This is a genomic window from Roseateles sp. GW821-FHT09H10, from assembly GCF_059415865.1.
The window spans coordinates 1-24322 of the sequence record NZ_JBWKOB010000001.1 but is presented as its reverse complement, the minus strand read 5'-3'; the positions used below and the strand labels follow the sequence as shown (position 1 = coordinate 24322).

The 24322-nt window shown below is 68.5% G+C and carries 24 protein-coding genes; 15 read left to right on the top strand and 9 right to left on the bottom strand.

What is annotated here, in order from left to right:
* Positions 1-108 precede the first annotated feature (108 nt).
* Complete coding sequence (locus AC07OY_RS00120; protein WP_495040489.1) at positions 109-873, top strand: type III pantothenate kinase; 765 nt, start codon at positions 109-111, stop codon at positions 871-873.
* Here the strand turns inward: AC07OY_RS00120 and AC07OY_RS00115 are convergent.
* Positions 854-1924: a helix-turn-helix transcriptional regulator gene (locus tag AC07OY_RS00115; RefSeq protein WP_495040488.1), complete on the bottom strand. Its 1071-nt coding sequence runs from the start codon at positions 1922-1924 to the stop codon at positions 854-856. The genes AC07OY_RS00120 and AC07OY_RS00115 overlap by 20 nt on opposite strands.
* On the opposite strand from AC07OY_RS00115, the gene AC07OY_RS00110 reads away from it, so the two are divergent.
* Positions 1823-2236 (top strand): PEP-CTERM sorting domain-containing protein, encoded by a 414-nt coding sequence (locus AC07OY_RS00110; protein WP_495040487.1) that lies wholly within the window; start codon positions 1823-1825, stop codon positions 2234-2236. The genes AC07OY_RS00115 and AC07OY_RS00110 overlap by 102 nt on opposite strands.
* A gap of 76 nt (positions 2237-2312) precedes the next feature.
* Here AC07OY_RS00110 and AC07OY_RS00105 read toward each other — a convergent pair whose 3' ends face one another.
* Positions 2313-2831, bottom strand: a complete 519-nt coding sequence (locus tag AC07OY_RS00105) for a hypothetical protein (RefSeq protein ID WP_495040486.1) — start codon at positions 2829-2831, stop codon at positions 2313-2315.
* A 109-nt stretch (positions 2832-2940) separates the two neighbouring features.
* Here AC07OY_RS00105 and AC07OY_RS00100 point away from each other — a divergent pair, with 109 nt between their 5' ends.
* Both AC07OY_RS00100 and AC07OY_RS00095 read left to right on the top strand, forming a co-directional pair.
* Positions 2941-3897, top strand: coding sequence for an ABC transporter substrate binding protein (locus tag AC07OY_RS00100; RefSeq protein ID WP_495040485.1), 957 nt, complete (start codon positions 2941-2943; stop codon positions 3895-3897).
* Positions 3894-6242 carry a hybrid sensor histidine kinase/response regulator gene (locus tag AC07OY_RS00095; RefSeq protein WP_495040484.1) on the top strand — a complete coding sequence of 783 codons (2349 nt, stop codon included), beginning with the start codon at positions 3894-3896 and terminating at the stop codon, positions 6240-6242. Before AC07OY_RS00100 ends, AC07OY_RS00095 begins: the two co-directional genes overlap by 4 nt.
* On the opposite strand, the gene AC07OY_RS00090 is transcribed toward AC07OY_RS00095, so the two are convergent.
* Complete coding sequence (locus tag AC07OY_RS00090; protein WP_495040483.1) at positions 6239-6964, bottom strand: response regulator; 726 nt, start codon at positions 6962-6964, stop codon at positions 6239-6241. The two genes, AC07OY_RS00095 and AC07OY_RS00090, sit on opposite strands and share 4 nt — an antisense overlap.
* 287 nt (positions 6965-7251) lie before the next feature.
* On the opposite strand from AC07OY_RS00090, the gene AC07OY_RS00085 reads away from it, so the two are divergent.
* Together AC07OY_RS00085 and AC07OY_RS00080 are read left to right on the top strand one after the other, a co-directional pair.
* On the top strand, positions 7252-7896 hold the full coding sequence (locus tag AC07OY_RS00085) for a helix-turn-helix transcriptional regulator (RefSeq protein WP_495040482.1): 645 nt from the start codon (positions 7252-7254) through the stop codon (positions 7894-7896).
* 104 nt (positions 7897-8000) lie between these two features.
* On the top strand, positions 8001-8627 hold the full coding sequence (locus AC07OY_RS00080; protein ID WP_495040481.1) for a helix-turn-helix transcriptional regulator: 627 nt from the start codon (positions 8001-8003) through the stop codon (positions 8625-8627).
* Positions 8628-8636: 9 nt separating this feature from the next.
* On the opposite strand, the gene hslU is transcribed toward AC07OY_RS00080, so the two are convergent.
* The 5 genes from hslU to AC07OY_RS00055 all read right to left on the bottom strand — a co-directional run bounded on the left by hslU (position 8637) and on the right by AC07OY_RS00055 (position 14319).
* Positions 8637-9950, bottom strand: a complete 1314-nt coding sequence (hslU, locus tag AC07OY_RS00075; protein WP_495040480.1) for an ATP-dependent protease ATPase subunit HslU — start codon at positions 9948-9950, stop codon at positions 8637-8639.
* The gene (hslV, locus tag AC07OY_RS00070; protein WP_495040479.1) at positions 9947-10513 is read right to left on the bottom strand and encodes an ATP-dependent protease subunit HslV; all 567 of its coding nucleotides are present in this window, start codon (positions 10511-10513) and stop codon (positions 9947-9949) included. Before hslV ends, hslU begins: the two co-directional genes overlap by 4 nt.
* 42 nt (positions 10514-10555) lie before the next feature.
* Entirely contained in the window at positions 10556-12310 is a 1755-nt protein-coding gene (locus AC07OY_RS00065; RefSeq protein WP_495040478.1) for a hypothetical protein, read from the bottom strand.
* Between the two features lie 151 nt (positions 12311-12461).
* Positions 12462-13103, bottom strand: coding sequence for an RNA polymerase-binding protein DksA (gene dksA, locus AC07OY_RS00060; protein ID WP_495040477.1), 642 nt, complete (start codon positions 13101-13103; stop codon positions 12462-12464).
* Positions 13104-13260: 157 nt separating this feature from the next.
* Positions 13261-14319 carry a CobW family GTP-binding protein gene (locus AC07OY_RS00055; protein ID WP_495040476.1) on the bottom strand — a complete coding sequence of 353 codons (1059 nt, stop codon included), beginning with the start codon at positions 14317-14319 and terminating at the stop codon, positions 13261-13263.
* Between the two features lie 125 nt (positions 14320-14444).
* Between AC07OY_RS00055 and AC07OY_RS00050 the strand changes: the two genes are divergently transcribed.
* Genes AC07OY_RS00050 through AC07OY_RS00020 form a run of 7 tightly spaced genes read left to right on the top strand, consistent with a single transcriptional unit; the run spans position 14445 to position 22133 of the window.
* Entirely contained in the window at positions 14445-15326 is an 882-nt protein-coding gene (locus AC07OY_RS00050) for a CorC family transporter (protein ID WP_495040475.1), read from the top strand.
* Complete coding sequence (gene lnt, locus AC07OY_RS00045; protein WP_495040474.1) at positions 15323-16774, top strand: apolipoprotein N-acyltransferase; 1452 nt, start codon at positions 15323-15325, stop codon at positions 16772-16774. Before AC07OY_RS00050 ends, lnt begins: the two co-directional genes overlap by 4 nt.
* Positions 16775-16803: 29 nt before the next feature.
* Complete coding sequence (glyQ, locus tag AC07OY_RS00040; protein ID WP_495040473.1) at positions 16804-17733, top strand: glycine--tRNA ligase subunit alpha; 930 nt, start codon at positions 16804-16806, stop codon at positions 17731-17733.
* A complete protein-coding gene (gene glyS / locus AC07OY_RS00035; RefSeq protein WP_495040472.1) occupies positions 17733-19868 on the top strand; it encodes a glycine--tRNA ligase subunit beta in 2136 nt (711 codons plus the stop codon). Before glyQ ends, glyS begins: the two co-directional genes overlap by 1 nt.
* On the top strand, positions 19865-20524 hold the full coding sequence (gene gmhB, locus AC07OY_RS00030) for a D-glycero-beta-D-manno-heptose 1,7-bisphosphate 7-phosphatase (protein ID WP_495040471.1): 660 nt from the start codon (positions 19865-19867) through the stop codon (positions 20522-20524). Before glyS ends, gmhB begins: the two co-directional genes overlap by 4 nt.
* Positions 20524-21318: a lysophospholipid acyltransferase family protein gene (locus AC07OY_RS00025; protein ID WP_495040470.1), complete on the top strand. Its 795-nt coding sequence runs from the start codon at positions 20524-20526 to the stop codon at positions 21316-21318. Before gmhB ends, AC07OY_RS00025 begins: the two co-directional genes overlap by 1 nt.
* A 5-nt stretch (positions 21319-21323) precedes the next feature.
* Positions 21324-22133 carry a M48 family metallopeptidase gene (locus AC07OY_RS00020; protein ID WP_495040469.1) on the top strand — a complete coding sequence of 270 codons (810 nt, stop codon included), beginning with the start codon at positions 21324-21326 and terminating at the stop codon, positions 22131-22133.
* A 208-nt stretch (positions 22134-22341) separates the two neighbouring features.
* On the opposite strand, the gene AC07OY_RS00015 is transcribed toward AC07OY_RS00020, so the two are convergent.
* A complete protein-coding gene (locus AC07OY_RS00015) occupies positions 22342-23400 on the bottom strand; it encodes an MBL fold metallo-hydrolase (RefSeq protein ID WP_495040468.1) in 1059 nt (352 codons plus the stop codon).
* A 51-nt stretch (positions 23401-23451) separates the two neighbouring features.
* On the opposite strand from AC07OY_RS00015, the gene AC07OY_RS00010 reads away from it, so the two are divergent.
* Entirely contained in the window at positions 23452-23862 is a 411-nt protein-coding gene (locus tag AC07OY_RS00010; RefSeq protein WP_495040467.1) for a MerR family transcriptional regulator, read from the top strand.
* Between the two features lie 141 nt (positions 23863-24003).
* Positions 24004-24322, top strand: a 319-nt coding sequence (locus AC07OY_RS00005; protein ID WP_495040466.1) for a hypothetical protein, incomplete at its 3' end; no start/stop codon positions are given.

Here is a 24322-nt window from a genome sequence, read left to right as displayed (position 1 = left end):
CTGGAGAAAAAGGGCGATCAGAAGTAACCGCCGATTGAAGCAGAAACCCGAACGGGCAGATACAAATGCGCTGGTAGGCTCGCGGCATCGTTCACGCCACAGCCTCCCATGAGCTTTCTGGCTATCGACATTGGCAACACAAGACTGAAGTGGGCCGTCTATGAAGACGACGCCCAGCCTGGCAGCCAGCCGCTGCAGCACGGTGCCGTCTTCCTGGAAAACATCGACCGGCTGGCCGACGAGGACTGGCAAGGCCTGGCCCCGCCGACCCGCATCCTCGGCAGCAATGTGGCCGGCGACGCGGTGCGGCGCCGCGTCGAGGAGCAGATGGAGCACTGGGATCTCAGCGCCCGCTGGGTGGTGCCGGCGCCGGAGACGGCCGGCGTCAAGAATGGCTACGACCACCCCACCCGCCTGGGCGCGGACCGCTGGGTGGCCGTCGTCGGCGCCCATGCCCATGCGCGCATGCGCGGCTTCGACGGCCCCGTCCTCGTCGTCATGGTGGGCACGGCGGTGACGGTGGAGGCCTTGTCCAGCCAGGCGGAGTTCCTGGGCGGCCTCATCCTGCCCGGCCACGGCATCATGCTGCGCGCGCTGGAAGGCGGCACCGCCGGCCTGCGCGTGCCCACCGGCGAGGTGCGCGACTTCCCCACCAACACCAGCGACGCGCTCACCACCGGCGGCACCTTCGCCATCACCGGCGCCATCGAGCGCATGTTCCGCCTGCTGACCAGGCGCGAGGGCCGCGAGCCCCTGCTGCTGATGACCGGCGGCGCCGGCTGGAAGGTGGCCCCGGCGCTGGACGCGCCTCACGAGCTCATCGAAGGCCTGATCTTCGACGGCCTGCTGGCCATCAATTCGGCGCGGACCTGATCTTGTCGACCAGCTCGCGCGCCGAGCGCACGCCCAGGCGCTGGTAGAGCTTGCGGGTGTGGTCGACGACGGTGCTGGGCGCGACGCTCAGCCGCTGGGCGACCTCGGCCTGGGCCAGCCCCTGCATCAGCAGCCGGGCCACGGCGGCCTGGCCGCTGGACAGCTCGAAGCGCTGCAGGCGGCGCTCGTCGGCCAGTTCGCGCGGCTCGAAGCGGCGCAGCTGCACCTGGGTCCAGCTGGGCGCATCGCGCTGGACGGCGTCCAGCCGGCAGGCCTTGAACTCGAACCGGCCCCAGGGGCTGTCGATGAATCGCGTGACCGGGCCCTGGCGCGCCGCCACATGCAGGCTGGCTAGCACCTCCTCGGTCGGCGCCTGGGCGGGCAGCAGGCCCGGACCCGAGCCCGCCAGCAGCAGCAGGCGCTGGGCGCCGGCGCTGGCATGGCCGAGCCGGCCCGTCTCGTCCAGCAGCAGCACCTCGGCCGCCTCGGGCGCGGGCTGCCAATGCTCGGGGGCGCAACGCGGCGTGGCGTCGCGCGACAAGGCCTGGGCCAGATGCGGCAGCAGCGGCAGCAGGCGTGCCTCCTCGCTGGCCGTGAAGCAGGGCTCGCCGGGCGCGCGGTACAGCACCAGTGAGCCAAGGGGCTGGCCGGCCCGCGAGCGCACGATGAGCTCGACGCGGTAGCGAAAGCCCTGGGGCCGCCAGATCTCGGCATACAGGGCCGAGCCGAGAAAGCGCGCCGTGTCCAGCTGGGCCGCGCTGTTCAGCACGGCGCCCGAGCGCAGGCCCTGGGCGAAGGACGGCATGGCCTCGGCCTCGCGCTTGTTGTGGAACTCGTCGAAATAGAGCCTGGCGACGGCTTCGTCCACCGGACCCTCGACGCAGTAGCGCGTCAGCGCGCCGTCGCCATCGCACCAGTCGAACAGGTTGCGGCTGGACGGCACCAGGGCATGCAGCTCCGCCAGCAGGGCCGGCATGACGAGCGGCGTGGGCAGGTCCAGCGAGCACAGCTCGCGCAGGCGGCTCAGCTCGCGGGACTTCTTCGGCGTCATGCGGGTGATTCTCCCGAGCCGTCGGGCGGCGCGATTCACCAGTCTTGGGGATGGCGCGCAAGGCCTGACCCGGCATGGTGCCCCCTTGCCAGGGGGTATCGCGCTCCCGGCGCTTGCCCCGGCAACCGGGGCCTGACTCCAATCGACTATTCGGCCAGCAGCGGCACCGACCAGTTCACGAGCTTCAGCTTCTCGGCTGAGGGTGGCGCGGTGTTCCAGGCGCAGGCGGTGCCGGAGCCGGGGACCTGGGTGTTGTTCGGGCTGGGGCTGGGCGTGGTGGGCTGGCTGCAGAGGCGGCGGGCCCGCGCATGAGTTGCAGCAGGCATCGGCGGCGCGCCACCCGCCGATGCCTTGTCACGGCCGCCATGAAGCGGCCGTCGGCAGGCCTTCAGACCTGCACCACGCAGGAAATCATGACCGCGGTTGCCGCCCCGATGCACCAGGCAGCACCTGCTGTGCTGTTGATCCAGTCCTGAGCGGCCTGATAGTCGCCCTCGATGGGATAGATCGCGAACGTGAGTTGCGGATCGTTCGGGCAAGCGGGGCCCGAGCTGTCGGGGCCCGTCCCGCTTTCGAGCGCCCAAGCGTCGCCAGCCGCAGGCAGTGGCGGCGCCTGCATGACAAACAGGGAACGTTGCTGCTGAGGAGCTTGCGCCGGGCAATCCGCGCAACGCCCGCTCACCGTCCCGTTCGCAGCAAAACCGGTCAGCTGCAACCCGGCGACGGGTGCCGGCGCAACGGCGCGCACGGGGGTCGCATCCATCTGGAAGGCTGCAACGGCGCCGGCGGTGCTGGTCCAGAGTGCGAAGTCAATCGCGGGCGGAGACGGCTGCGGTGCCGGCGAAGGGGCTGGCGGGACGCCCGTCTTGATCACCTTGAGCCAGCTGTATCGAACAATGGTCGCCATAAATCCTCCTTGGATTGAGCACGCCATAAACTTCAGCGCGGCTGGAGAATAGCGACCTGTAACAGCGAGCAACAGTGGCCGAATGGACCGGGTCGTACGGATTGGACTCTTGGCATTTGCACTTGCAGCCATCGTCGCCCTGGCGTGGTGGTGGCGCGGTTCCGCCAAGGCGAACACCTCCCAGCAGATCGTGGTGCTGGCACGCGGCAATGCCGAACAGGATGTCTTCGTGAAACGCTTCGTGCAGGCCTTGGCTGAACGGCATCCCGGACTTTTGGCCCATACCAAGGTACGAGCGGTCAGCGTGCCCGGGGAGCCTGAGGCCATGCGGGCCGAACTGCAGAGCATTGCGAGTCAACGCCCCACCCTTTGGGTCGCCCAGAATGGTCGGCAAGCGCAGGCGGCGCGCCGCGCAGCACCGGACATTCCCCTGGTCTTCTCGCTCCAGATCGATCCGATAGCGATGGGTGTTGTGTCGAATCTGTCCAAGCGCGCGGAACCCAGTGTCGGGCTCTGGACCAATGACGAACTCGACGCAAAGCGCCTCGAGATGTTGATCGATGCCTACCCTTCGCTGCGCCGCATTGCCGTCGTCGCCGACGCCGAGTGGCTCGCGGCCTCGAAAACCAGACAACAGGGTTTGCAGGAAGTTGCCGCGGCACGAGGCGTTGCCGTCCAATTGCTGATCGCGACCACGGCGGATGAAGCCATCGCGAAAACCACCGCCCCGGAGTTTTCGCAGGTCGAGGCCTGGTGCCTTCCCCGCACCGTCCTCAGCCTGAACGGCCAACTGGGCCGCCACCTGTTCGCACGCGGCCAACCGATCATGTCCGCCACCGCGCAGGACATCCACGAGTTCGCCCACCTCAGCTACACCTTCATGCCTGGCATGGTCGAACCCACGCTGGCGGATCTTGCCGCGCGGGTCCTTCAAGGCGAGCGGGCCGGATCCATCCCGATCCAGATGCCGCATCGCTTTCAATTCGCCGTCCGCATCTCTTCCGATCAACGCCTGCCGATGTTGAATCCAGATGTGGTTCGACGCGCCGATCTGGTCGTCCGATGATGATCTGGACGAGCCGAGAGCGCCGCCTTTCACCGCTTGCGCGTCGCTATGCCTTCCGCTTGTGTGGGCTGACGCTGCTGCTGCTGCTGGTTTCGGGTGCGGTCCAGATGCGGTTCAGCTACCGCGAGTCACTGGACCACATCGAACAACTCCAGGCCGCGCAGGCGGAAAGCGCGGCGCGTGAGATCGCCAGCTATCTGTCCGGCATCGAGGCCAGCCTGCGTGACGTTGCCAAGATGCCCTGGGGCACGTCGAACTTCGGCCCGACCCAGCGGCGTGAGGAGTTCTATCGCCTCATGCAAATGGTGCCCGCCATCATCGAGCTTCAAGCCGTGGATGGCGATGGCCGCGAGACGCTGGCGGTCTCTCGCCGGGTGGCTGCGGCTCCGGCAAAGCCGGGCCGGATGTTCGACGAGCCCGCCCTGATCGATCTGTCGGCAAAAGACCCGCTGCATCGCGGCCGCAGCTTCTTCCGCGAGGGCCATATACCCACCATGCGGATTGCCGCGTTCGATGGCACGGGGGCCGTCGTGGGCACCGTCGACCTGAGGCTGCTCGGAGAGATCGTTGCGCGCCTGCAAACCTCGGACGGAGGGGTGGCCCTGATCGTCGACGAGGTCGGAACCCTGATCGCCCATACCCGCATGACCGAGGTGCTCAATCGCCAGGATCTGTCCGGCACCGAGATCTTCCGGCAGATGCGCGCCGCGTCATCGGACTTGCGCGGCGTCTCGGCGACCAGCCTTCAGGGCAAGCCCGTGATCATCACGAGCGCCAAGGTGGCGAACAGCGGCTGGCGCGTCCTCATGGAACAGCCCCGCAGCGAGGCGTTGGAGCCCGTCCTGGCCACGCTGAGCCGTACGCTGGTGCTGATGCTGCTGGGCGGGTTTGCCGCCCTGTTCCTGGGGCTGGTCTTTGCCCGACGAATGGCGGCCCCCATCGTCGCGCTGCGAGAGGCAACGGCCAGGATCGTGTCCGGGCAACTCGACTTCGACCTGCCCACGCCGCGGATCAACGAGCGGCATGACGAGATCGAAGACCTGGCCGGCGATTTCAACCAGATGGTGCACCGCCTCCGCGATCTCTACAGCAGCCTCGAAGCCAAGGTCGCCGCCCGCACCCAGGAACTCTCCGCCGCCCGCGACGTCCTCGAAGACCGCGCCGAGGAGATCGAGATCCTCAACGGGCGCCTGATGACGCAGCTCGATGAAGCTTCCCTGCGCAAGGACGAAGCCGAGCGTGCCAATGCCGCCAAGACCCGCTTCCTGGCCGCGGCCAGCCACGACTTGCGCCAGCCCATGCATTCCATCAGCCTGCTGATCGGCGTGCTGCGCACCCGGCTGACCGACCCGGCGCAGATCGACATCGCCGACAAGGTGCAGTCCTCGGTCACGACGATGGAGAACCTGTTCGGCAACCTGCTGGACATTTCCAAGCTCGATGCCGGCGCCGTGCACCCCCACGTCGAGGACGTGGACCTGGGCTGGCTGCTGGACCGGGCGGCGCAGACCTGGCTGCCACAGGCCCAGGAGAAGGGCCTGACCCTGCGGCTGCGGCCCGGCCGCTGGGTCGTGCGAGGCGACGCGACGCTGCTGGAGCGCATCGTCGGCAACCTGCTCGCCAACGCCATCCGCTACACGCGCAGCGGCGGCGTGCTGGTGGGTTGCAGGCGCCGCGGCGAACAGTGCGAGCTGCAGATCTGGGACACCGGCCCGGGCATTGCCGAGGAACACCGGGAGGCCATCTTCGAGGAGTTCTTCCGCATCGGCGCGCCCGGCACGGGTCAGGAGAAGGGCCTGGGGCTGGGCCTGTCCATCGTGCGGCGCTGCGTGCACATCCTCGGCTACTCGATCAGCGTGCAAAGCCGCGAGGGCCGCGGCTCGGTGTTCAAGGTCATGCTGCCGCTGGCGGCCGGCGCCGTGGCGCCACACGCCATCAGCAGCACCATGGACACGCCGCCACAGGCGCTGGAAGGCAACTTCATCCTCGTCGTCGATGACGAGGCCACCAACCGCGAGGCGGTGCGCGACGCGCTGCTGGGGGCGGGCTGCCACGTCGTCATCGCCGACAGCGCCGACGACGCCTTGGCGCAACTGCAGGCGCATCTGCGCACGCCCGACCTCATCCTGACCGACTTCCAGCTCGGCACCTCGGGCGACGGCCTGGACGTGATCCGGCGCCTGCGCGCCCACTACGACGAGGAGATACCGGCCCTCGTGGTGACGGCCAACACGGATGCCCGGCTGGGCGCCGAGGCCGGCGCCCTGGGTGCCGGCCTGCTGCACAAGCCTGTCGGGCTGCAGCGCCTGCTGCTGGCGCTCAAGGAGTCGCTGGAAACGGCCTAGGCGTCGTCGAAGCGCAGGCCGATGCGGCCGGCGGCCACGATGGCCTGGGTGCGCGTGGTGACATTCAGGGCCCGCAGCACGGCCGATGTGTGGGCCTTCACGGTGCTCAAGGACAGGTCGAGCTCGCGCCCGATCAGCTTGGCCGGCTTGCCCTGCAGCAGCAGGTGCAGCACCTCGGCCTGACGCGGCGTGAGGCCGAGGTCGGCGGGCCGGCGCGGCGCGATGCCCGTCGGGAACTCGGGGCCGGCCGGGGCGGTCGCCACCATGGGCGTGACCGCGGCCGAAGGCGTCATGGCCGGCGGCGTGGCCGGCGCCGGGTTGCGTGCCGCCAGGAAGACGCTGGGTGGCAGATAGATGCCCTTGGCCAGGATGAGCTTGAGCGCGCCGATCATGACGGCCGAAGTCGAGCTCTTGGGAATGAAGCCCATGGCGCCGGCGTCCAGGGCCGCCAGCACCGTGTCCTTGTCGTCGGCCGAGGACATGACGACGACCGGCATCTCCGGATGGGCCTCGCGCAGCCGCCGCACGCCTTCCAGGCCCGAGGCGCCCGGCAGGCCCAGGTCGATCAGGACGAGATCGGCCGCGCCGCGCTCCTCGATGACGGCCACGGCCTCCTCGCAGCTGCCGGCCTCCCAGGTCTCCAGGGGCTGGACGAGGGGGCGCAGCAACAGGGCAATGCCCTCCCTGAACAAGGTGTGGTCGTCGACGAGCAGGACTCTCATGGGGGCGAAATAGGTGCGAGCCAATAGTAGCGAGCAACGGCCGGACGAGGCCGGCCCAGGCATTGGGCTTTTGGATAGGCCTCAGTGGCTAGCCACGCTCACAAACCCTCACAACTCGGCCGGCTTGGCCACCCGCCTGCCGCCCCATTCGAGCGGCAACGCCGCGCCGCGACGAGCGCGGGCCCGCCCATCCGGCTCGTCCGTACTGGCGATGTGGGAACGAGGCCCGCCCATCAAACTTGTCAGCAATCAAACCGCTGTCATCACTATTCGATTGGGAGATCTTCATGCTGACCGCCCTTCAGAACCATGCAGCAAGCCCCCGGGTCCAGCCGGGCTTCCCCTCTCCGGCGAATGCCTGCCAGCTGCTCGCCGCCCTGCCCCAGCCCATGCTGGTGGTGAGGCCGGACAGGCGCCTGCTGTTCCGCAACCGCAGCGCCGACGGCCTGCTGCGCGACCGGCGGGTGGACATCAGCGCGGAGCATCTGATGCAGATCGGCCAGCTCGACGCGCCGCGCCTGGAAGCACCGCTGCGCCTGGCGCTGGCCGGCTCCTCGTCCCATGTCGGGCTGTGGTTCACGCCGCAGATCAGCACCGGCTGGCTGCACTGCATGCCGCTGCCCGAAGACCTGGCCGCCAGCACCGGCTGGACCGAGGACGCGGTGCTGCTGGTCATCCACCTGGACCAGCCCGCGCTGACGCAGGCCGCCCGCATCGATGCCCTGGCGCGCCACAGCCGCCTCAGCGCCACCGAGCGCCATGTGCTGATGCTGCTGGGCGATGGCATGACGGTCGAGATTGCCGCGACTCATCTCGGCCTGTGCCTGTCGACGCTGCGCAGCCATGTGCGCAATCTGCTCGGCAAGACGCAGACCCCCACGCTGATGCAGCTGCTGCGCTGGGTGGGCAGCGGCCAGGCCTTGCCACACTGAACCCAGGGAGGGTCGGCCGAATGGCCGATGGCAGCGGGCGTCGGGCATGGACACACTGCGCAGCATCAGACGGCGTCATCGCGCCGCAGTGCTCAGGGGGTCTCATGTTGCACACCAGTCCTGTCCCGGCGCCCGCCCGCGCCTGCCCGCCGACCCGGCCACGCGAGCTGTTCGGCGCGCTGCCGCAGCCGCTGCTCGTGCTGCTGCCGGATGGCCGGCTGCTGTTCTCCAATGCCAGCGCCGACCAGCTGCTGGCCAAGGGCGCGGAGTTGCAGGCCGGCGCGCTGACCCGGCTCGGCCAGCTGGACATGCACCAGCTGCAGGAACTGCTGGGCCAGGCCGCCGCGGGTTCACCGTCGCGGCGCGGCCTGTGGTTCACGCCGGCGCTGACCACCGGCTGGCTGCATGCCGCGCCGCTGGCGCCCGCCATCGCCCAGGCCTTCGACTGGCCGCTGCACAGCGTGCTGCTGGCCGTGCACCTGGACCAGCCCGCGCTGTCGCAGGCGGCCCGCATCGACGCGCTGACGCGGCAGTACGGCCTCAGCCGCGCCGAGCGCCATGTGCTGCTGCTGCTGGCCGATGGCGAGCCGGCGGAAGCCGCCTCCCGCCATCTCGGCCTGCGCCTGAGCACGGTGCGCAGCCATGTACGCAGCCTGCTCGGCAAGACACGGGCGCCGTCGCTGATGCAGCTGCTGCGCTGGACGGGCTCGGCCCAAGCCCTGCCGAACTGAAACCCGGACCTAGAGGATGAAGCGGCTCAGGTCTTCGTTGGCGGCCAGGGCGGCGAGCTTGGCGTTGACGGCCGCCGCGTCCAGCGACACGGTCTGACCCGAGTTGCGCGGCGCGTCGAAGCTGATCTCGTCGAGCAGCCTCTCCATCACCGTCGCCAGGCGTCGCGCGCCGATGTTCTCGGTGCGCTCGTTGACCTCGAAGGCGATCTCGGCCAGGCGGCGGATGGCGTCGGGCTGCAGGTCCAGCGTGACGCCTTCGGTCGCCAGCAGGGACTGGTACTGCTTGACCAGGCTGGCATGGGTGCTGGTCAGGATGGCCTCGAAATCGGCCACCGACAGGGAGTCGAGCTCGACGCGGATGGGCAGGCGCCCCTGCAGCTCGGGGATGAGGTCGCTGGGCTTGGCGAGGTGGAAGGCCCCGCTGGCGATGAAGAGGACATGGTCGGTCTTCACCAGGCCGTATTTGGTCGACACCGTCGTGCCTTCCACCAGCGGCAGCAGGTCGCGCTGCACGCCCTGGCGGGACACCTCGGCGCCACCGTGCTCGTTGCGCGAAGCCACCTTGTCGATCTCGTCGATGAAGACGATGCCCATTTCCTGGGCATTGGTCAGCGCCGTCGCGCGGATCTCTTCCTCATTGACGAGCTTGGCCGCCTCCTCGTCGACGAGCAGCTTCATCGCCTCGGCGATCTTGAGCTTGCGGGTCTTCTTCTGGTTGCCGCCAAACTGGCTGAACATGCCCTTGAGCTGCTCGGCCATGTCCTCCATGCCGGGCTGGTTGCCGAAGGGGCCCAGCACTTCCATCGTCGGCTTGGGCGCCAGCAGGTCGAGCTCGATGTCCTTGTCGTCGAGCTGGCCCTCGCGCAGGCGCTTGCGAAAGCCCTGGCGGGTCGTGTTGTCTGCCTCGGAGCCGGGCAGCAGCACGTCGAGGATGCGCTCCTCGGCGGCGTCCTCGGCGCGCGTCTGGCAGCGGCGCATGGCCACCTCGCGCTCCTGCTTGACGGCCACTTCGACGAGGTCGCGCACGATGGAGTCCACGTCCTTGCCGACATAGCCGACCTCGGTGAACTTGGTCGCCTCGACCTTGATGAAGGGCGCGCCGGCCAGCCGCGCCAGGCGGCGCGCGATCTCGGTCTTGCCGACGCCGGTCGGGCCGATCATCAGGATGTTCTTGGGCGTGATCTCGCCGCGCAGCTTCTCGTCGACCTGCTGGCGGCGCCAGCGGTTGCGCATAGCGATGGCGACGGCGCGCTTGGCGGCCTGCTGGCCGACGATGTGGCGATCGAGTTCGGAGACGATTTCCTGAGGCGTCATGGAGCTCATTCCAGAACCTCCAGCGTGTGGTTCTGGTTGGTGTAGATGCAGATCTCGCCGGCGATCTCCAGCGACTTCTTGACGATGTCGGCCGCGCTCAGTTCGGTGTGGTTCAGCAAGGCCTTGGCTGCGGCCTGGGCATAGGCGCCGCCGGAGCCGATGGCGACGATGCCCTGCTCGGGCTCCAACACGTCGCCATTGCCGGTGATGATCAGGGAGGCCGTCCTGTCGGCCACGGCCAGCATGGCTTCCAGGCGGCGCAGCACGCGGTCGGTGCGCCAGTCGCGGGTCAACTCGACGGCGGCCCGCACCAGATGACCCTGGTGCTTCTCCAGCTTGGCCTCGAAGCGTTCGAACAGCGTGAAGGCATCGGCCGTCGCGCCGGCGAAACCGGCCAGCACCTGGTCGCGATAGAGCTTGCGCACCTTGCGCGCGCTGGCCTTGACGATGGTGTTGCCCAGCGTCACCTGGCCGTCGCCACCGATGGCAACCTGCCATCCGGTGGGCGTCTGGCGGCGCACCGAGACGATGGTGGTGCCGTGATAGACGGCGGAAGAGGAATCAGAAGACATAGCCGTTCCAGTTGAGGTCCGGCCCGAGTTTCGCAAGGCCGGTCAGTTGATTCTGACTTTCACCTTCGCGTGCTCGTTGATGCCCATGGCGCCGAAGAACAGCGCGACGAGGCGGTGGGCGTCGTTGAAGACCACCGAGCGGTTCTCGCTGCGGCGCTGCAGCACCCAGTTCAACAGGTCGCCGGCGGCCATGAAGTCCAGGCGGATGAGCTTGGTGCAGGAGATGTTGATGAGGCTGGCCTCGCCAACCTCGCCCGACATGACGCGCAGGTTGTCGGAGATGTCGCCGCTCAACTGGCCCATCAGTTCGAGCTGGACCACGCTGGCCTCGGCCACGCTGGTGTCGAGGAAGGTCGACTGGGCCTCGGCCTGCATCGAACTGGTGGGCGGGTTGTGCGTCGACGAGCCTTCGCCGCCGATGCGCACGCGGCATTTGGCGCGCTCCCAGGACGGCGGCGAGACCTCGTAGGTCACGCAGTAGTCGATGGCGGCCTCGTCGAACTGGTCGGGCCGGTTGGCCAGGCGCAGGGCCTCCAGGCGCAGCATCCACAGCGCCGGGTCGGTATCGCGTTCGCCGACGGGGGCCTGCTCCTTGAGCTGGTTCAGGAAGCGGTCGCCACCGATCCAGCGCTGGTCGACCTGCTGGTTGGCCCAATGGCGGAACAGGGAGCGCAGCTGGATGGCGGCCTCGATCTCGACCTCGTCCGCCACGCCCCAGTCGAAGACCCAGGGCATGGGCAGGGTCTCGCTGCGCTTTTGCAGCAGGGACACATCCTCGGCTGTCAGCGTGGATGGCGCCGTCCAGCTGACCGCGCTGGCCTTGGCCATGGGCGAGCGGTTGGACTGGCGCGTCGATTCCGCCACCAGCTTGGGCATGGAGAACCATTGCGGCGCCGACAGGCCGAACTGCTGGGCGTACTCGACGGCCAGCGCCTCGAAGCGGCCCTGGGCGCCGGTGGCGCGGTAATGGTCGAACAGCACCAGCCAGGTCTCGCCATGCAGGTTGCGGCTGCCGCCCGGGCGCACCAGTTCGGTCAGCGCGCGCTCGCTGTTCTCGTAGTCGGCGTTGGCGAAGGCGATGACGGCCTCGTCGAGCTCGGGGTCGTGGACGACCTCCTGCACCTCGACATCGGGCGTGGACTCGGCCAGCGTGAAGGACAGCGGCATGTCCAGCGGCGGCAGGTCGGGCAGGCGGCTGGGCGGCGAATCGGACAGCGGCGGGATGGCCGCGCCCATGGTCACGGCCGCCGGCGGCGTCGGCGCCTGCAGGCGCTCCACCTCGCGGGGCGTGGAGAACTCGCTGACGCGGCCGCCATCGGAGGACGGCGGCGGCGCGGCCACGGTGGACGAGAACGCCACCGGCCGCGTGCTGGTGTCAAAGAAACCGGGCTGCTGCTTGGGCACGGCCTGCGTCGTCGCAAAGCTCTCGCCCACCATCTGCTGCTCGATCTCGTCGATCTTGGCTTTCACGCCGAGGTCGATCTTGGAATTGGGCTCGCTGATGCGCTCATCGTCGCCCAGCTTGGAAGGCGAGGCGGCCAGGGCAGCGAGCTGCTCGGGCGTCAGGCCCTCGCGGCGGATGCGGCGCAGCATGTCGAGCTCGCGCTTGCGCACGAAGTCGTTGCGGCGCTTGCGCTCCACCATGGCGCGCAACTCGGCCTTGGCCAGGTCGCCCTCGGGGTCGTCCTGGCGCGAATTGATCTCGGACCAGTCCGTCGTGGGGTTGGCCACGAAGCGCGCAACCTTGCGGAAGAAGCTGTCGCCTTCCTTGGGGTCTGCGGGCTTGGATTCGGACATATCTCTGAGTATCCCTAAGCTTTTGCGGGCCGAGCGCCGGGCCGCTCTTTAGCCGGCCCGCCTGAGGCGATGTGCTTGCCGGTCAATCCGGCAAGCATCGCCGTCCCCTCGGGGGACCGGCCAAGGTACTCCTTGGACGAGGGGCACCATATCAGTCCCCGAACATCTTCTGCTTGAGCTCGCGGCGCTGTTGCGCTTCAAGCGACAGCGTCGCGGTCGGACGGGCGATCAGGCGGCCCAGACCGATAGGTTCGCCGGTTTCGTCGCAATAGCCATAGTCGCCGCTGTCCAGACGTGCGATGGATTGCACGATCTTCTTGAGCAGCTTGCGCTCGCGGTCGCGGGTGCGCAGCTCCAGGGCGTGCTCTTCCTCGATGGTCGCGCGGTCGGCCGGGTCGGGGACGATGGTGGTGTCCTCGCGCAGATGCTCGGTCGTCTCGCCCGCGTTGGACAGCACGCCGTCCTTCAGCTCGGTGAGCTTGGCGCGGAAGAACTCGATCTGCTTGGCGTTCATGTACTCCGAGTCCGGCATGGCCAGGACTTCGGCGTCACTCAGCTCGGCGCCCGATTTGCTCTTCCAGGCGTTGGCCAGCTTGGGGTCGCCCTTGGCGGCCACGCGCGGTGTCTCGTCGACATGGGCGCCGGCGCCTCGCGCGGGCGGTTTCGGCGGAGCGAAACGATCGGCAAAACGGTTGGCGGGCGCTGGCGCGTCAAGCATCGCGACGTCGGCGCCGACGTCGGTCTTCTTGCCCTTGGCGGGCGCAGCGGTTTTGGGGGCCGGGGTCTTGCTCACAGTCTTCTCCTCGCTCAGGGCTTGCATCGGCGCGGTGTCAGACCTTGATCCCACTGCTTTTCAGCCGGCTGCCCAATTTTGAGCGCGGCGGATTGTAGCCATGCGGAACCGTTGGTCCGTAGCCCCCCGAAACCGGTGTTCCCGGGGGCCAAAAACATCACGCCAAACAGCCTTCCAAGCCTTGCATCAGGACCTCTTTGGGCAGGTCGATGCCAATGAACACCATCTTGCTCTGCTTTTTCTCTCCCGGCATCCACCTGGGACCGAGATCGGACCCCATCATCTGGTGCACACCCTGGAAGATGACCTTCTTCTCCGTGCCTTTCATGTGTAGGACGCCCTTGTATCTCAGCATCTTGGGACCGTAGACCTGGACGATGGCGCCCAGGAAATCCTCCAGCTTGGCCGGATTGAAGGGCTTGTCCGAGCGGAACACGAAGCTCTTCACGTCATCGTCGTGGGCGTGGTGGTGCGGGTGGTCGCAGTGCTCGCCATGCTCATGATCGTGGTGGTCGTGATCATGGTGATGATGGTGGTGGTCGTGATCGTCCGCTTTCAGGAAATCGGGGTCGATCTCCAGCTTGGCGTTCAGATTGAAGCCGCGCAGGTCGAAGATCTTGGTCAGCGGCACTTCGCCGAAATGCGCCGTCTGGATGGGCGCCCGCGGGTTCATGTGCTTGATGCGGTGGGTCAGGGCCTCGACGGCCGCCGGCTCGACCAGGTCGGCCTTGCTGACGAAGATCTGGTCGGCAAAGCCCACCTGCATGCGCGCTTCCTGGCGGGTGTTGAGCTGCTCCTCGGCATGCTTGGCATCCACCAGGGTCAGCACCGAGTCCAGCAGATAGCTCTCGGCGATCTCGTCGTCCATGAAGAAGGTCTGGGCGACGGGGCCGGGGTCGGCCAGGCCGGTCGTCTCGATGACGACGCGGTCGAAGTCCAGCTCGCCCTTGCGGCGCTTGGCAGCCAGGTCGGACAGCGTCGTGCGCAGGTCTTCGCGGATGGTGCAGCAGACGCAGCCATTGCTCATCTGGATGATCTGCTCGTTGGTGTCCGACACCAGGATGTCGGTGTCGATGTTCTCTTCGCCGAACTCGTTCTCGATGACGGCGATCTTCTGGCCGTGGGCCTCGGTCAGCACCCGTTTGAGCAGCGTGGTTTTGCCTGCGCCAAGGAAGCCGGTCAGGATGGTGGCGGGGATGAGGCCTTTGTCAGACATAGCGGGGACCGTTTCGAAAGAAGGCAGCCAAGATAGGGGCTAGGCGCCGGGAAGCAAGAGGGATCTCGGGTTTTGTCAAACCAATCGGCTATTCTGTCCCTTCCGCAATACCCTGACAGCTCCCCTTGAGCGAACCGCATTCAGGCAGGCCCCCAGTTCGCGGGGCCGCCAAACACCCTCACGAGGCCCGTGGCTTGCTGGAACGCATGCTGGAGTTCCTGCACCCCGGCCCCGATTCCAAGACCGAACTGATCGAGACCCTGGCCGATGCCGAGAAGCGCGAGCTGATCGAGCCCGAATCGCGCCAGATGCTGGAAGGCGTGCTGCGCATGGCCGAGCTGTCGGCCGGCGACGCCATGGTGGCCGCGCCGCGCATGGACCTGCTCGACATCGACGCCCCCTATGACGAGCTGCTCGGCATCGTCATCGACAGCGGCCACTCCCGCTTCCCGGTCTACGAGAACACGCGCGACAACATCATCGGCATCCTGCTCGCCAAGGACCTGCTGAAGATGCAGCGCGCGCCCGAGCTGAACCTGCGCGCCCTGCTGCGGCCCACCGTCTTCGTGCCCGAAAGCAAGGGCCTCAACGAGCTGCTGCGCGACTTCCGTTCCAACCGCAACCACCTCGCCATCGTCATCGACGAATTCGGCAACACGGCCGGCCTCATCACCATCGAGGACGTGCTGGAGGAGATCGTCGGCGAGATCGAGGACGAGTTCGACGAGAAGGACGGGGAATCGGGCCTCTACACGCTGGCCGACGGCAGCCTGCGCGTCGCCGGCGATGCGAGCATTGCCGCCGTCAACGGCGCCTTCAGCCTGGCCCTGCCCGACAACGACTTCGACACCATCGGCGGGCTGGTCGCCCATGAGCATGGGCGCGTGCCGCGCCGGGGCGAGGTCGTCACGGTATCGGGTCTGAACTTCGCTGTCATGCTGACCCGGGGCGGCGCGGTGCGCTGGTTCAAGGTCACGCGCTCGTCCGAAGAAGAGTCCGAGGCGTGAGGCCGGCGCTCGCCGCGGCCCTGGCCCTGGCTGCAGGTCTGCTGCAGACGGCGGCCTTCGCCCCCACCGACGCCTGGTGGGCCCAGATCGCCGCCCAGGCCCTGCTGTTCGCCCTCGTCGCCCGCGCCACGCCGCGGACGGCGGCCCTGTGCGGCGCGGCCTTCGGCTGGAGCTGGCTGGCCTCGGGCCTGTGGTGGCTCTATATCAGCATGCACGACTTCGGCGGCATTCCGTCCGCCGCCGCCGCCGGGGCCGTCGGCCTGCTGGCGGCCTTCCTGTGCGGCTATTACGCGCTGGCCCTGGGCCTGACGGCGCGCTGGATCGCGCCGGGCCGCTGGCGGCTGCTGGCCGTGGTGCCGGCCTGGCTGCTGGCCGAGCTGGCACGGGCCACCTGGTTCAGCGGCTTCCCCTGGATCGCCTCGGGCTATGCGCATACGGTGGGGCCGCTGGCGGGCTGGGCGCCATGGGTGGGCGTCTACGGCATCACGGCGCTGGCGGCGCTGGCATCGGCTGGTCTGGCGCTGCTGAAGGAACGCCGCTGGACCTGGGCCGCGCCGGCCCTGCTGCTGCCGCTGGCCGGCGCCCTGCTGCCCCAGGACTTCACGACCTCGAGCGGCCGCGTCGCGCTGTCCCTGGTGCAGCCCAGCATCCCTCAGGACCAGAAATTCGACCCGGCCCGCTTTGCCGCCAACCTGGAAATCCTGGCCGGCCTCATCGAGTCTGCCAAGGGCCAGGTCGTCATCACGCCCGAGTCCGTCGTGCCCCTGCCGCTGGCCGAGCTGGACCGGGCGACGCTGGTGCGCCTGGCCAATCCCGAGCGCCCCGCCCTGCTGGGCACCTTCCTCGGCAATGCCGACGAGGGCTTCGTCAACTCCGTCGTCGGCCTGGGCACGGACTACCACTACGGCAAGCGCCATCTGCTGCCCTTCGGCGAGTTCATCCCGCCCGGCTTCGGCTGGTTCGTGCGGTCCATGAACATCCCGCTGGACGACCAGGCCCGCGGCGACCACCAGCGCCCCTGGGCCGTGGCCGGCCAGAAGCTGCGCCCGCTGGTCTGCTACGAGGACTTGTTCGGCGAGGACGTCGTGCAGAGCGCCGCTTCGGATGCCAGCCCCGAGGCGGCGACGATGTTCATCAATGTCAGCAACCTGGCCTGGTTCGGCACCGTCATGATCCAGGACCAGCATCTGCAGTTCTCGCAGATGCGCGCGCTGGAGTTCCAGCGGCCCGTCGCGCGCTCGACCAACACCGGCGCCACCGCCGTCGTCGACCACCACGGCCGCATCACCGCCCGCATGCCGCCGCTGCAGCGCGGCGTGCTGGAGGCCGAGGTCGAGGGCCGCCGCGGCGCCACGCCCTATGCCCGCTGGCTGGCCGCCTTGGGCCTGTGGCCGCTCTGGGGCTTGTCCCTGTTGGCCCTGACGGCGGTGCGCAGGGCGGCCCAATAGAATCGGCCACCCCCTATTCCCCTCGCCCCATGCTGACCTTCCAGCAAATCATCCTGACGCTTCAGGACTATTGGTCCAAACAGGGCTGCGCCCTGCTCCAGCCCTACGACATGGAAGTCGGCGCCGGCACCAGCCACACCGCCACCTTCCTGCGCGCCCTCGGCCCCGAGCCCTGGAAGGCCGGCTATGTGCAGCCCAGCCGCCGCCCCAAGGACGGCCGCTACGGCGAGAACCCGAATCGCCTGCAGCACTACTACCAGTACCAGGTCGTGCTCAAGCCCGCGCCGGCCAACATCCTGGAGCTCTACCTGGGCTCGCTGGAGGCCCTGGGCTTCGACCTGAAGAAGAACGATGTGCGCTTCGTCGAGGACGATTGGGAGAACCCGACGCTCGGCTGCTGGGGCCTGGGCTGGGAAGTCTGGCTCAATGGCATGGAGGTGACGCAGTTCACCTACTTCCAGCAGGTCGGCGGCATCGACTGCAAGCCCATCACCGGCGAGATCACCTATGGCCTGGAACGCCTGGCCATGTATCTGCAGGGCAAGGAGTCGGTCTACGACCTGGTCTACACCGACGGCCTGACCTACGGCGACGTCTTCCACCAGAACGAGGTCGAGCAGTCGACCTACAACTTCGAGCACAGCGACGTGGACTTCCTGCTCAGCGCCTTTGCCGCGCACGAGAAGAAGAGCCAGGAGCTGATGGTCGAGAAGCTGGCCCTGCCCGCCTACGAACAGCTGCTGAAGGCCGGCCACAGCTTCAACCTGCTGGACGCCCGTGGCGCCATCTCGGTGACCGAGCGCGCCGCCTACATCGGCCGCATCCGCAACCTGGCCCGCGCCGTCGCGCAGAGCTATGTCGAAAGCCGTGCGCGCCTGGGCTTCCCGATGGCGCTGAAAGAGCGCGCCGACGAAGTCATTGCGCAGATCGAACTGAAGAACAAGAAGGCGGCCGCGTGATGACGAACCTGCTCGTTGAACTGTTTGTCGAAGAGCTGCCGCCCAAGGCGCTGAAGAAGCTGGGCGAGTCCTTCGCCGCCGTGCTGGCCGACAGCCTCAAGGCCCAGGGCCTGGCGGGCGCCGACGCCGCCGTCGCCTCCTTTGCCTCGCCGCGACGCCTCGGCGTGCATGTCACCGGCGTCGCTGCCAAGGCCGCCGACAAGGCCGTGCAGCAAAAGCTCATGCCCGTCGCCGTGGCCCTGACCGCCGACGGCCAGGCCACGCCGGCCCTGCTGAAGAAGCTGGCCTCCGTCGGTGCCGGCCCCGAGGTCGTGCCCCAGCTCAAGCGCCTGCCCGATGGCAAGGCCGAGGCCCTGTTCTGGGACAGCGTGCAGCCCGGCGCCACGCTGGCCCAAGGCCTGCAGAAGGCCCTGGACGAGACCCTGGCCAAGCTGCCGATCCCGAAGGTCATGAGCTACCAGCTCGCCGACGGCTGGACGGATGTGAAGTTCGTGCGCCCGGCTCACCGCCTGATCGCACTTCACGGGGAAACGGTCATCGGTGTCCAGGCCCTCGGCCTTGAAGCCAGCAACATGACCGAAGGCCACCGCTTCGAGTCCCCGCGACAGGCTTTCGCGATCAAGTCCGCCGACAGCTATGCCGCGCAGCTGCGCGACCAGGGCGCCGTCATCGCCAGCTTCGCCGAACGCCGCGCCGAGATCGCGCGCCAGCTGAAAGGCGCGGCCGATGCGCTGAGCCTGACGCCCATCGATGACGAGGCCCTGCTGGACGAAGTGACCGCCCTGGTCGAGCGCCCGAACGTGCTGACCTGCGCCTTCGAAGCCGAGTTCCTGGCCGTGCCCCAGGAATGCCTCATCCTGACGATGAAGGCCAACCAGAAGTATTTCCCGCTGCTCGATTCCCACGGCAAGCTGACCCGCCACTTCCTGGTCGTCAGCAACATTGCGCCTGCCGACGCCAGCGCCGTCACGCAGGGCAACGAGCGGGTCGTGCGCCCGCGCCTGGCCGACGCCAAGTTCTTCTTCGACCAGGACCGCAAGAAGAAGCTGGCCGACCGCCTGCCCGGCCTGGCCAAGGTCGTCTATCACGGCAAGCTGGGCAGCCAGGGCGAGCGCGCCGAGCGCGTCACCGCGATTGCGCATGCCATCGTCAACCAGCTCAGCATGGCCACCCTGCCCTACACGGTGGAGGCCGACGACGAGTTCAAGGTGCTGGACAGCAAGGTCAAGCAGGCCGCCACGCTGGCCAAGTGCGACCTGCTGACCGACATGGTCGGCGAATTTCCCGAGCTGCAGGGCATCATGGGCGGCTACTACGCCCGCCACGAGGGCCTGCGCGACGGCGTCGCCATCGCCATCGAAGACCACTACAAGCCGCGCTTCGCCGGCGACGCGCTGCCGCGCAACCACACCGGCACCGTCGTGGCCCTGGCGGACAAGCTGGAGACCCTGGTCGGCCTGTTCGGCATCGGCCAGCTGCCCACCGGCGACAAGGACCCCTTCGCGCTGCGCCGCCATGCGCTGGGCGTCATCCGCATCCTGGTCGAGAAGAACCTGCCGCTGGACCTGCCGGCCCTGATCGACGCGGCCGTGCCGCCCTTCGGCGAGCTGATCAGCAACCCGCGCGAGGCCCTGCTGTCCTTCTTCGCCGACCGCCTGGCCGTCTCCTTGCGCGACCAGGGCTACAGCGCCCAGGAAGTCGACGCCGTGCTGGCCCTGCAGCCCACCCGCCTGGGCGACGTGCCCAAGCGCCTGGTGGCCGTGCGCGCCTTTGCCGCCCTGGCCGAGGCCGCCTCGCTGGCCGCGGCCAACAAGCGCGTCGGCAACATCCTGAAGAAGGTCGAAGGCGAGCTGCCGACCGAGGTCAAGGCCGAGCTGTTGAAGGAGGCTGCCGAGCAGGCCCTGGCCGCCGCCATCGCCGCGGCGCAGCCGGCTGCTGACCTGCTGTTCGAGCAGCATGACTACACCGGCTCGCTGAAGGCCCTGGCCGCGCTCAAGGGCCCGGTCGATGCCTTCTTCGACGACGTGATGGTCAATGCCGAAGACCCGGCCCTGCGCGCCAACCGCCTGGCGCTGCTGGGTCGCCTGCACGCGGCCATGAACCGCGTGGCTGACCTGTCACGGCTGGCGACTTGAAGAAGCCCCAGATGCGCGCCGACCACGCCCATGGCATGAAGCTGGTCATCCTGGGCCGCGACGGCACGCTCAACCGCTACCGTGACGACCACGTCAAGGCACCCGAGGAGCTCGACCCGCTGCCGGGCGCCATGGAGGCCGTCGCGCGCCTGAACCACACCGGCTGGCACACGGTGCTGGCCACCAACCAGGCCGGCATCGGCCGCGGCCTGCTCGACATGGCCTCGCTGAATGCCGTGCACCTGCGCCTGAACCAGCTGCTGGCCGAGAAGGGCGGGCGCCTGGACGCCGCCTTCTTCTGCCCGCACACGCCGGAGGAGGGCTGCGACTGCCGCAAGCCCCTGCCCGGGCTGATCCAGCAGATCGGCGAGCGCTTCGATGTCGAGCTGAAGGATGTGCACATGGTCGGCGCCTCGCTGACCGACCTGCTGACGGCGCAGAACGCCGGCTGCGTACCTCATCTGGTCTTGACCGGGCCCTTCGGCAACCTCGGCACCGATGAGCTGGCCAATCTGCTCGTGCAGGTGCCGCATGCGCGCGTGCACGACGACCTGACGAGCTTTGCCGAGACCCTCATCCAGGAAGAGCGCCGACGCATCGCCGAGGCCCGCGGCCAGGCCTTGACCCCCGATACCCAGGCCGGAGACCTGCACTGATGTCCACCGTGTTGAGCGCCATCCGCTCGCTGATCTTTGTCCTCGTCCTCATCATCACCGTCATCCCCTGGGCGACCGGTGTCCTCATCCTGTCCATCTTCCGCCGTGGCGACCCCATCTACTGGGCCTGCGCCAACTGGCTGAAGATCGCCATCTGGAGCGCCCGCTGGATCTGCGGCATCCGCTGGCGCATCCACGGCATGGAGAACCTGCCGCCGGCCGAGGACCGCAAGGCCGGCGTCGTGCTGCTGTCCAAGCACCAGAGCACCTGGGAGACCTTTGCCTATCCGGCCCTGTTCAGCCACCCGCTGGCCTATGTCTTCAAGCGCGAACTGCTCTATGTGCCCTTCTTCGGCTGGGCCATGGCGCGCATGGACATGATCCACATCGACCGCAGCCGCCGCACCGAGGCCTGGAGCAAGGTGCTGGCCCAGGGCAAGCGCCTGGGGGGCCAGGGCAACTGGGTCATCATGTTCCCCGAGGGCACGCGCATCCCGCGTGGCGAGGTCGGCGAATACAAGACCGGCGGCACCCGCCTGGCCATCGAGGCCGGCCTGCCCGTTGTGCCCATCGCGGCGACGGCGGCACGCTGCTGGCCGCGCAAGAGCTTCCTGCTGCGCCCCGGCATCGTCGACATCTCCATCGGCCAGCAGATCCGGCCCGAGGGCCGCGAGCCGGGCGAGCTGATGCTGGAGGTCAAGGACTGGATCGAGAGCGAGATGCGCCGGCTCGACCCGCAGGCCTACCGCAACCCTCCGCCCGCCGGCGTCGCCGGCACCGCCAACCAGCACTGAGCACCATGCCCGCCAAGCGCCCGGCCCCACTCCTGCAGGACAGCCAGCTGTCGCTGTTCGACGTGGAGCCGGAAATCACGCCCGCCGAGCCCGGCGCGCCGCGCGCGCGGCGCGAGCTGCTGCTCGGCCAGCACCGCATCGGCTACGAGCTCAAGCGGGCGCGCCGGCGTTCCATCGGCTTCGTCGTCGGGCCGCAGGGCCTGCGCGTCAGCGCGCCGCGCTGGGTGCCCATCAACGAGATCGAGCGCGCCCTGCATCACAAGGGCGAATGGATCTTGCGCAAGCTCGTCGAGCAGCGCGAGCGCCAGCAGCGCATCCAGGCCTCGCGCATCGAATGGCTGGACGGCGGCCGCCTGCCCTATCTCGGCGAGGCCCTGACCCTGGTGCTGGCCCCCGCCGAGCGCGAAGTCGTGTGGGATGCCCAAACGCGGCAGCTGCGCCTGCCGCTGCCGCTGGGCGCTTCGGCCGAGCAGATCCGCGACCTGGCGCAGTCCTGGCTGCAGGCCCGCGCCAAGGAAGATTTCCTGCCGCGCTGCCATCAGTTCGCCGGGGCCCTGGGCGTGTCGATGAAGACGCTGCGCCTGTCCTCGGCGCAGACGCGCTGGGGCAGCGCCAGCGCCGACGGTTCCATCCGCCTGAACTGGCGTCTCATCCACTTCGCGCCGGCCATCATCGACTATGTCGTCGCCCATGAACTGGCCCATCTGCGCGAGATGAACCACAGCCCGGCCTTCTGGGACACGGTGCGCTCGGTGCTCCCCGATTTCGAGCGCTCCCGCGACGCGCTGCGCGAGGAATCCATCGTGGTCCAGTGAGGCGGCAAGCCGGGAGATCTCATTGCAATGGTTTGCAGTGAATACTACCCAGCCACTGCCATCCCGCCGTCTTCGCAACAAGCAACACTTCGCTTCGACGCTGTCACACAGGTACCGGGACCGGTCCAGCCGGAGGGAGCGAAGGTACCGCGCTAAGCAAGATCGCCGCCGACGATGCAAATCGTCGGCGGCGTTTCTCTTTGGGCGCTCAGCCCGGGCTGAAGCGATACACGCCGTCGGCGCCCAGCTCGCGCTTCAGTTGGCCTTTCAGCCACAGCGCATGCAGATGGGCGATGGCCTCGCCCATCGCGAAGGTGGTCTGGTGCAGGTCGAGCTTGCGCTTGAACAGCACCGGCAGCAGGCCGGCCGCATGCGTGGGCTCGGCGCTGCAGGCGGCCACGACCTCGGCCAGGCGCTCGTCATGGTGCTCGCGCAGCTGGTCGATGCGTTGGTGCAGGCCCGTGAAGGGCTTGCCGTGGGAAGGCAGCACCAGGGTGTCGGCCGGCAGGTCCAGATAGCGCACCAGGGAGTCGAGGTACAGCGTCAGCGGGTCGGCCTCGGGCTCGACGTCGACGACGGACACATTGGTCGAGATGCGCGGCAGCACCATGTCGCCGCTGATCAGCAGCTTCGCTTCCTCGCAGAACAGGCTGATGTGCTCGGGCGCGTGGCCGTAGCCGGCGATGCAGCGCCAGCTGCGCCCACCGATGTCGATGACGCTGCCATCCATCAGCCGGCGATAGCTGGCCGGCACGACCGGCACCATCTTGGGGTAGTAGTCGGCGCGGGCGCGGATCTTGTCCAGCGAGTCCGGGTCGGTCAGCCCATGGCTGCCGAAGAAGGCGGCGGCCGACGCGCCGCCCATGCCCACCGTCGAGCTGCTGGCCAGGCGCGCGAGGTTGAAGTCCGTCGCGCTTATCCACAGCCGGCAGGCCCACCTCTCGGTCAGCCAGTGGGCCAGGCCGAGGTGGTCGGGGTGGAAGTGGGTGGCGATGACGCGCAGCACGGGCAAACCGTCCAGGTGAGCGGCAAAGACCTTGTCCCAGTTGGCGCGCGTGTCGTCGCTGGCGATGCCGCAGTCGACGATGGTCCAGCCCTCGCGGCCGTCGATGCGGTCGCGCAGCAGCCAGAGGTTGATGTGGTCCAGCGCAAAGGGCAGGCCCATGCGCACCCAGCGCACACCCGGCGCCAGGTCCAGCGCCTCGCCGGCTTGGGGCAGGGTATCGCCCAGGGGGTAATGCAGTTCGGATTCGCGTGCGTTGGCCATGATGCTGCTCGGCTCGATTTAGACTGACGTTTACGTCAATCGAGTGTAGCGATGCCCCCCCGCAAGTCTGTCTCCGCCGCGACCGAAGCCCCGCAGCTGACCTTCACGATCACCGAGCTGGCGGCCGAGTTCGACATCACGCCGCGTGCCATCCGCTTCTACGAGGAGGCGGGCTTGCTCGAGCCCGGCCGCAAGGGCCGCAACCGCATCTACACGCCGCGCGACCGCACGCGGCTCAAGCTGACGCTGCGCGGCAAGCGCCTGGGCCTGGCCCTGCAGGAGATCAAGCAGCTCGTCGACATGTACGACAGCCAGGCCAGCGCCGCGCCCCAGCTGCGCGCCTTCCTCACCATCCTGGCGCAGCACCGCGAGCAGCTCGAGCAGCAGCGTCACGACATCGAGGTCACGCTGGCCGAGATCCAGCAGCACGAGAAGCGCTGCCGCAGCCTGCTGGGGGCCTGAAGACGCCGGCCAAGTGTGACGCTTTGCCGGGAGACGCCTCTAATTGCGTCGCATGGGGGACAAACCCCGCTGACGGCTTGCAAAAGCCTGTCTAGAGTCCGCCGCTCAGCCAATCGGCTGTACCGTCTCTGTGGAGCTGTCATGACACTCGGACCGCGCCCTGCCCTGGCGCTTGCCCTGCCCGCCATCGCGGGAGCCCTGCTGATGCTGGCCCAAACGGCCAGCGCCCAACAAGATGCCCCCAAGGCCAATGAGAGCCTGGAGCGCGCGCAGAAGGCCGCCGACGCCGTCTTCCACTGGATCAAGCTCAACGCCGACAAGGGCGCGAGCCGCGACAAGCCCGCGGCAGCCCCGGCTCCGGCACCAGCGCCGGCCCCCGCACGCAAGCCCGCCCCCGCCCCGGTAGCGGCGGCTCCGAAGCCCGCTGCGGCCCCCACCGCGACGGCGGCCGTGGCGGCGC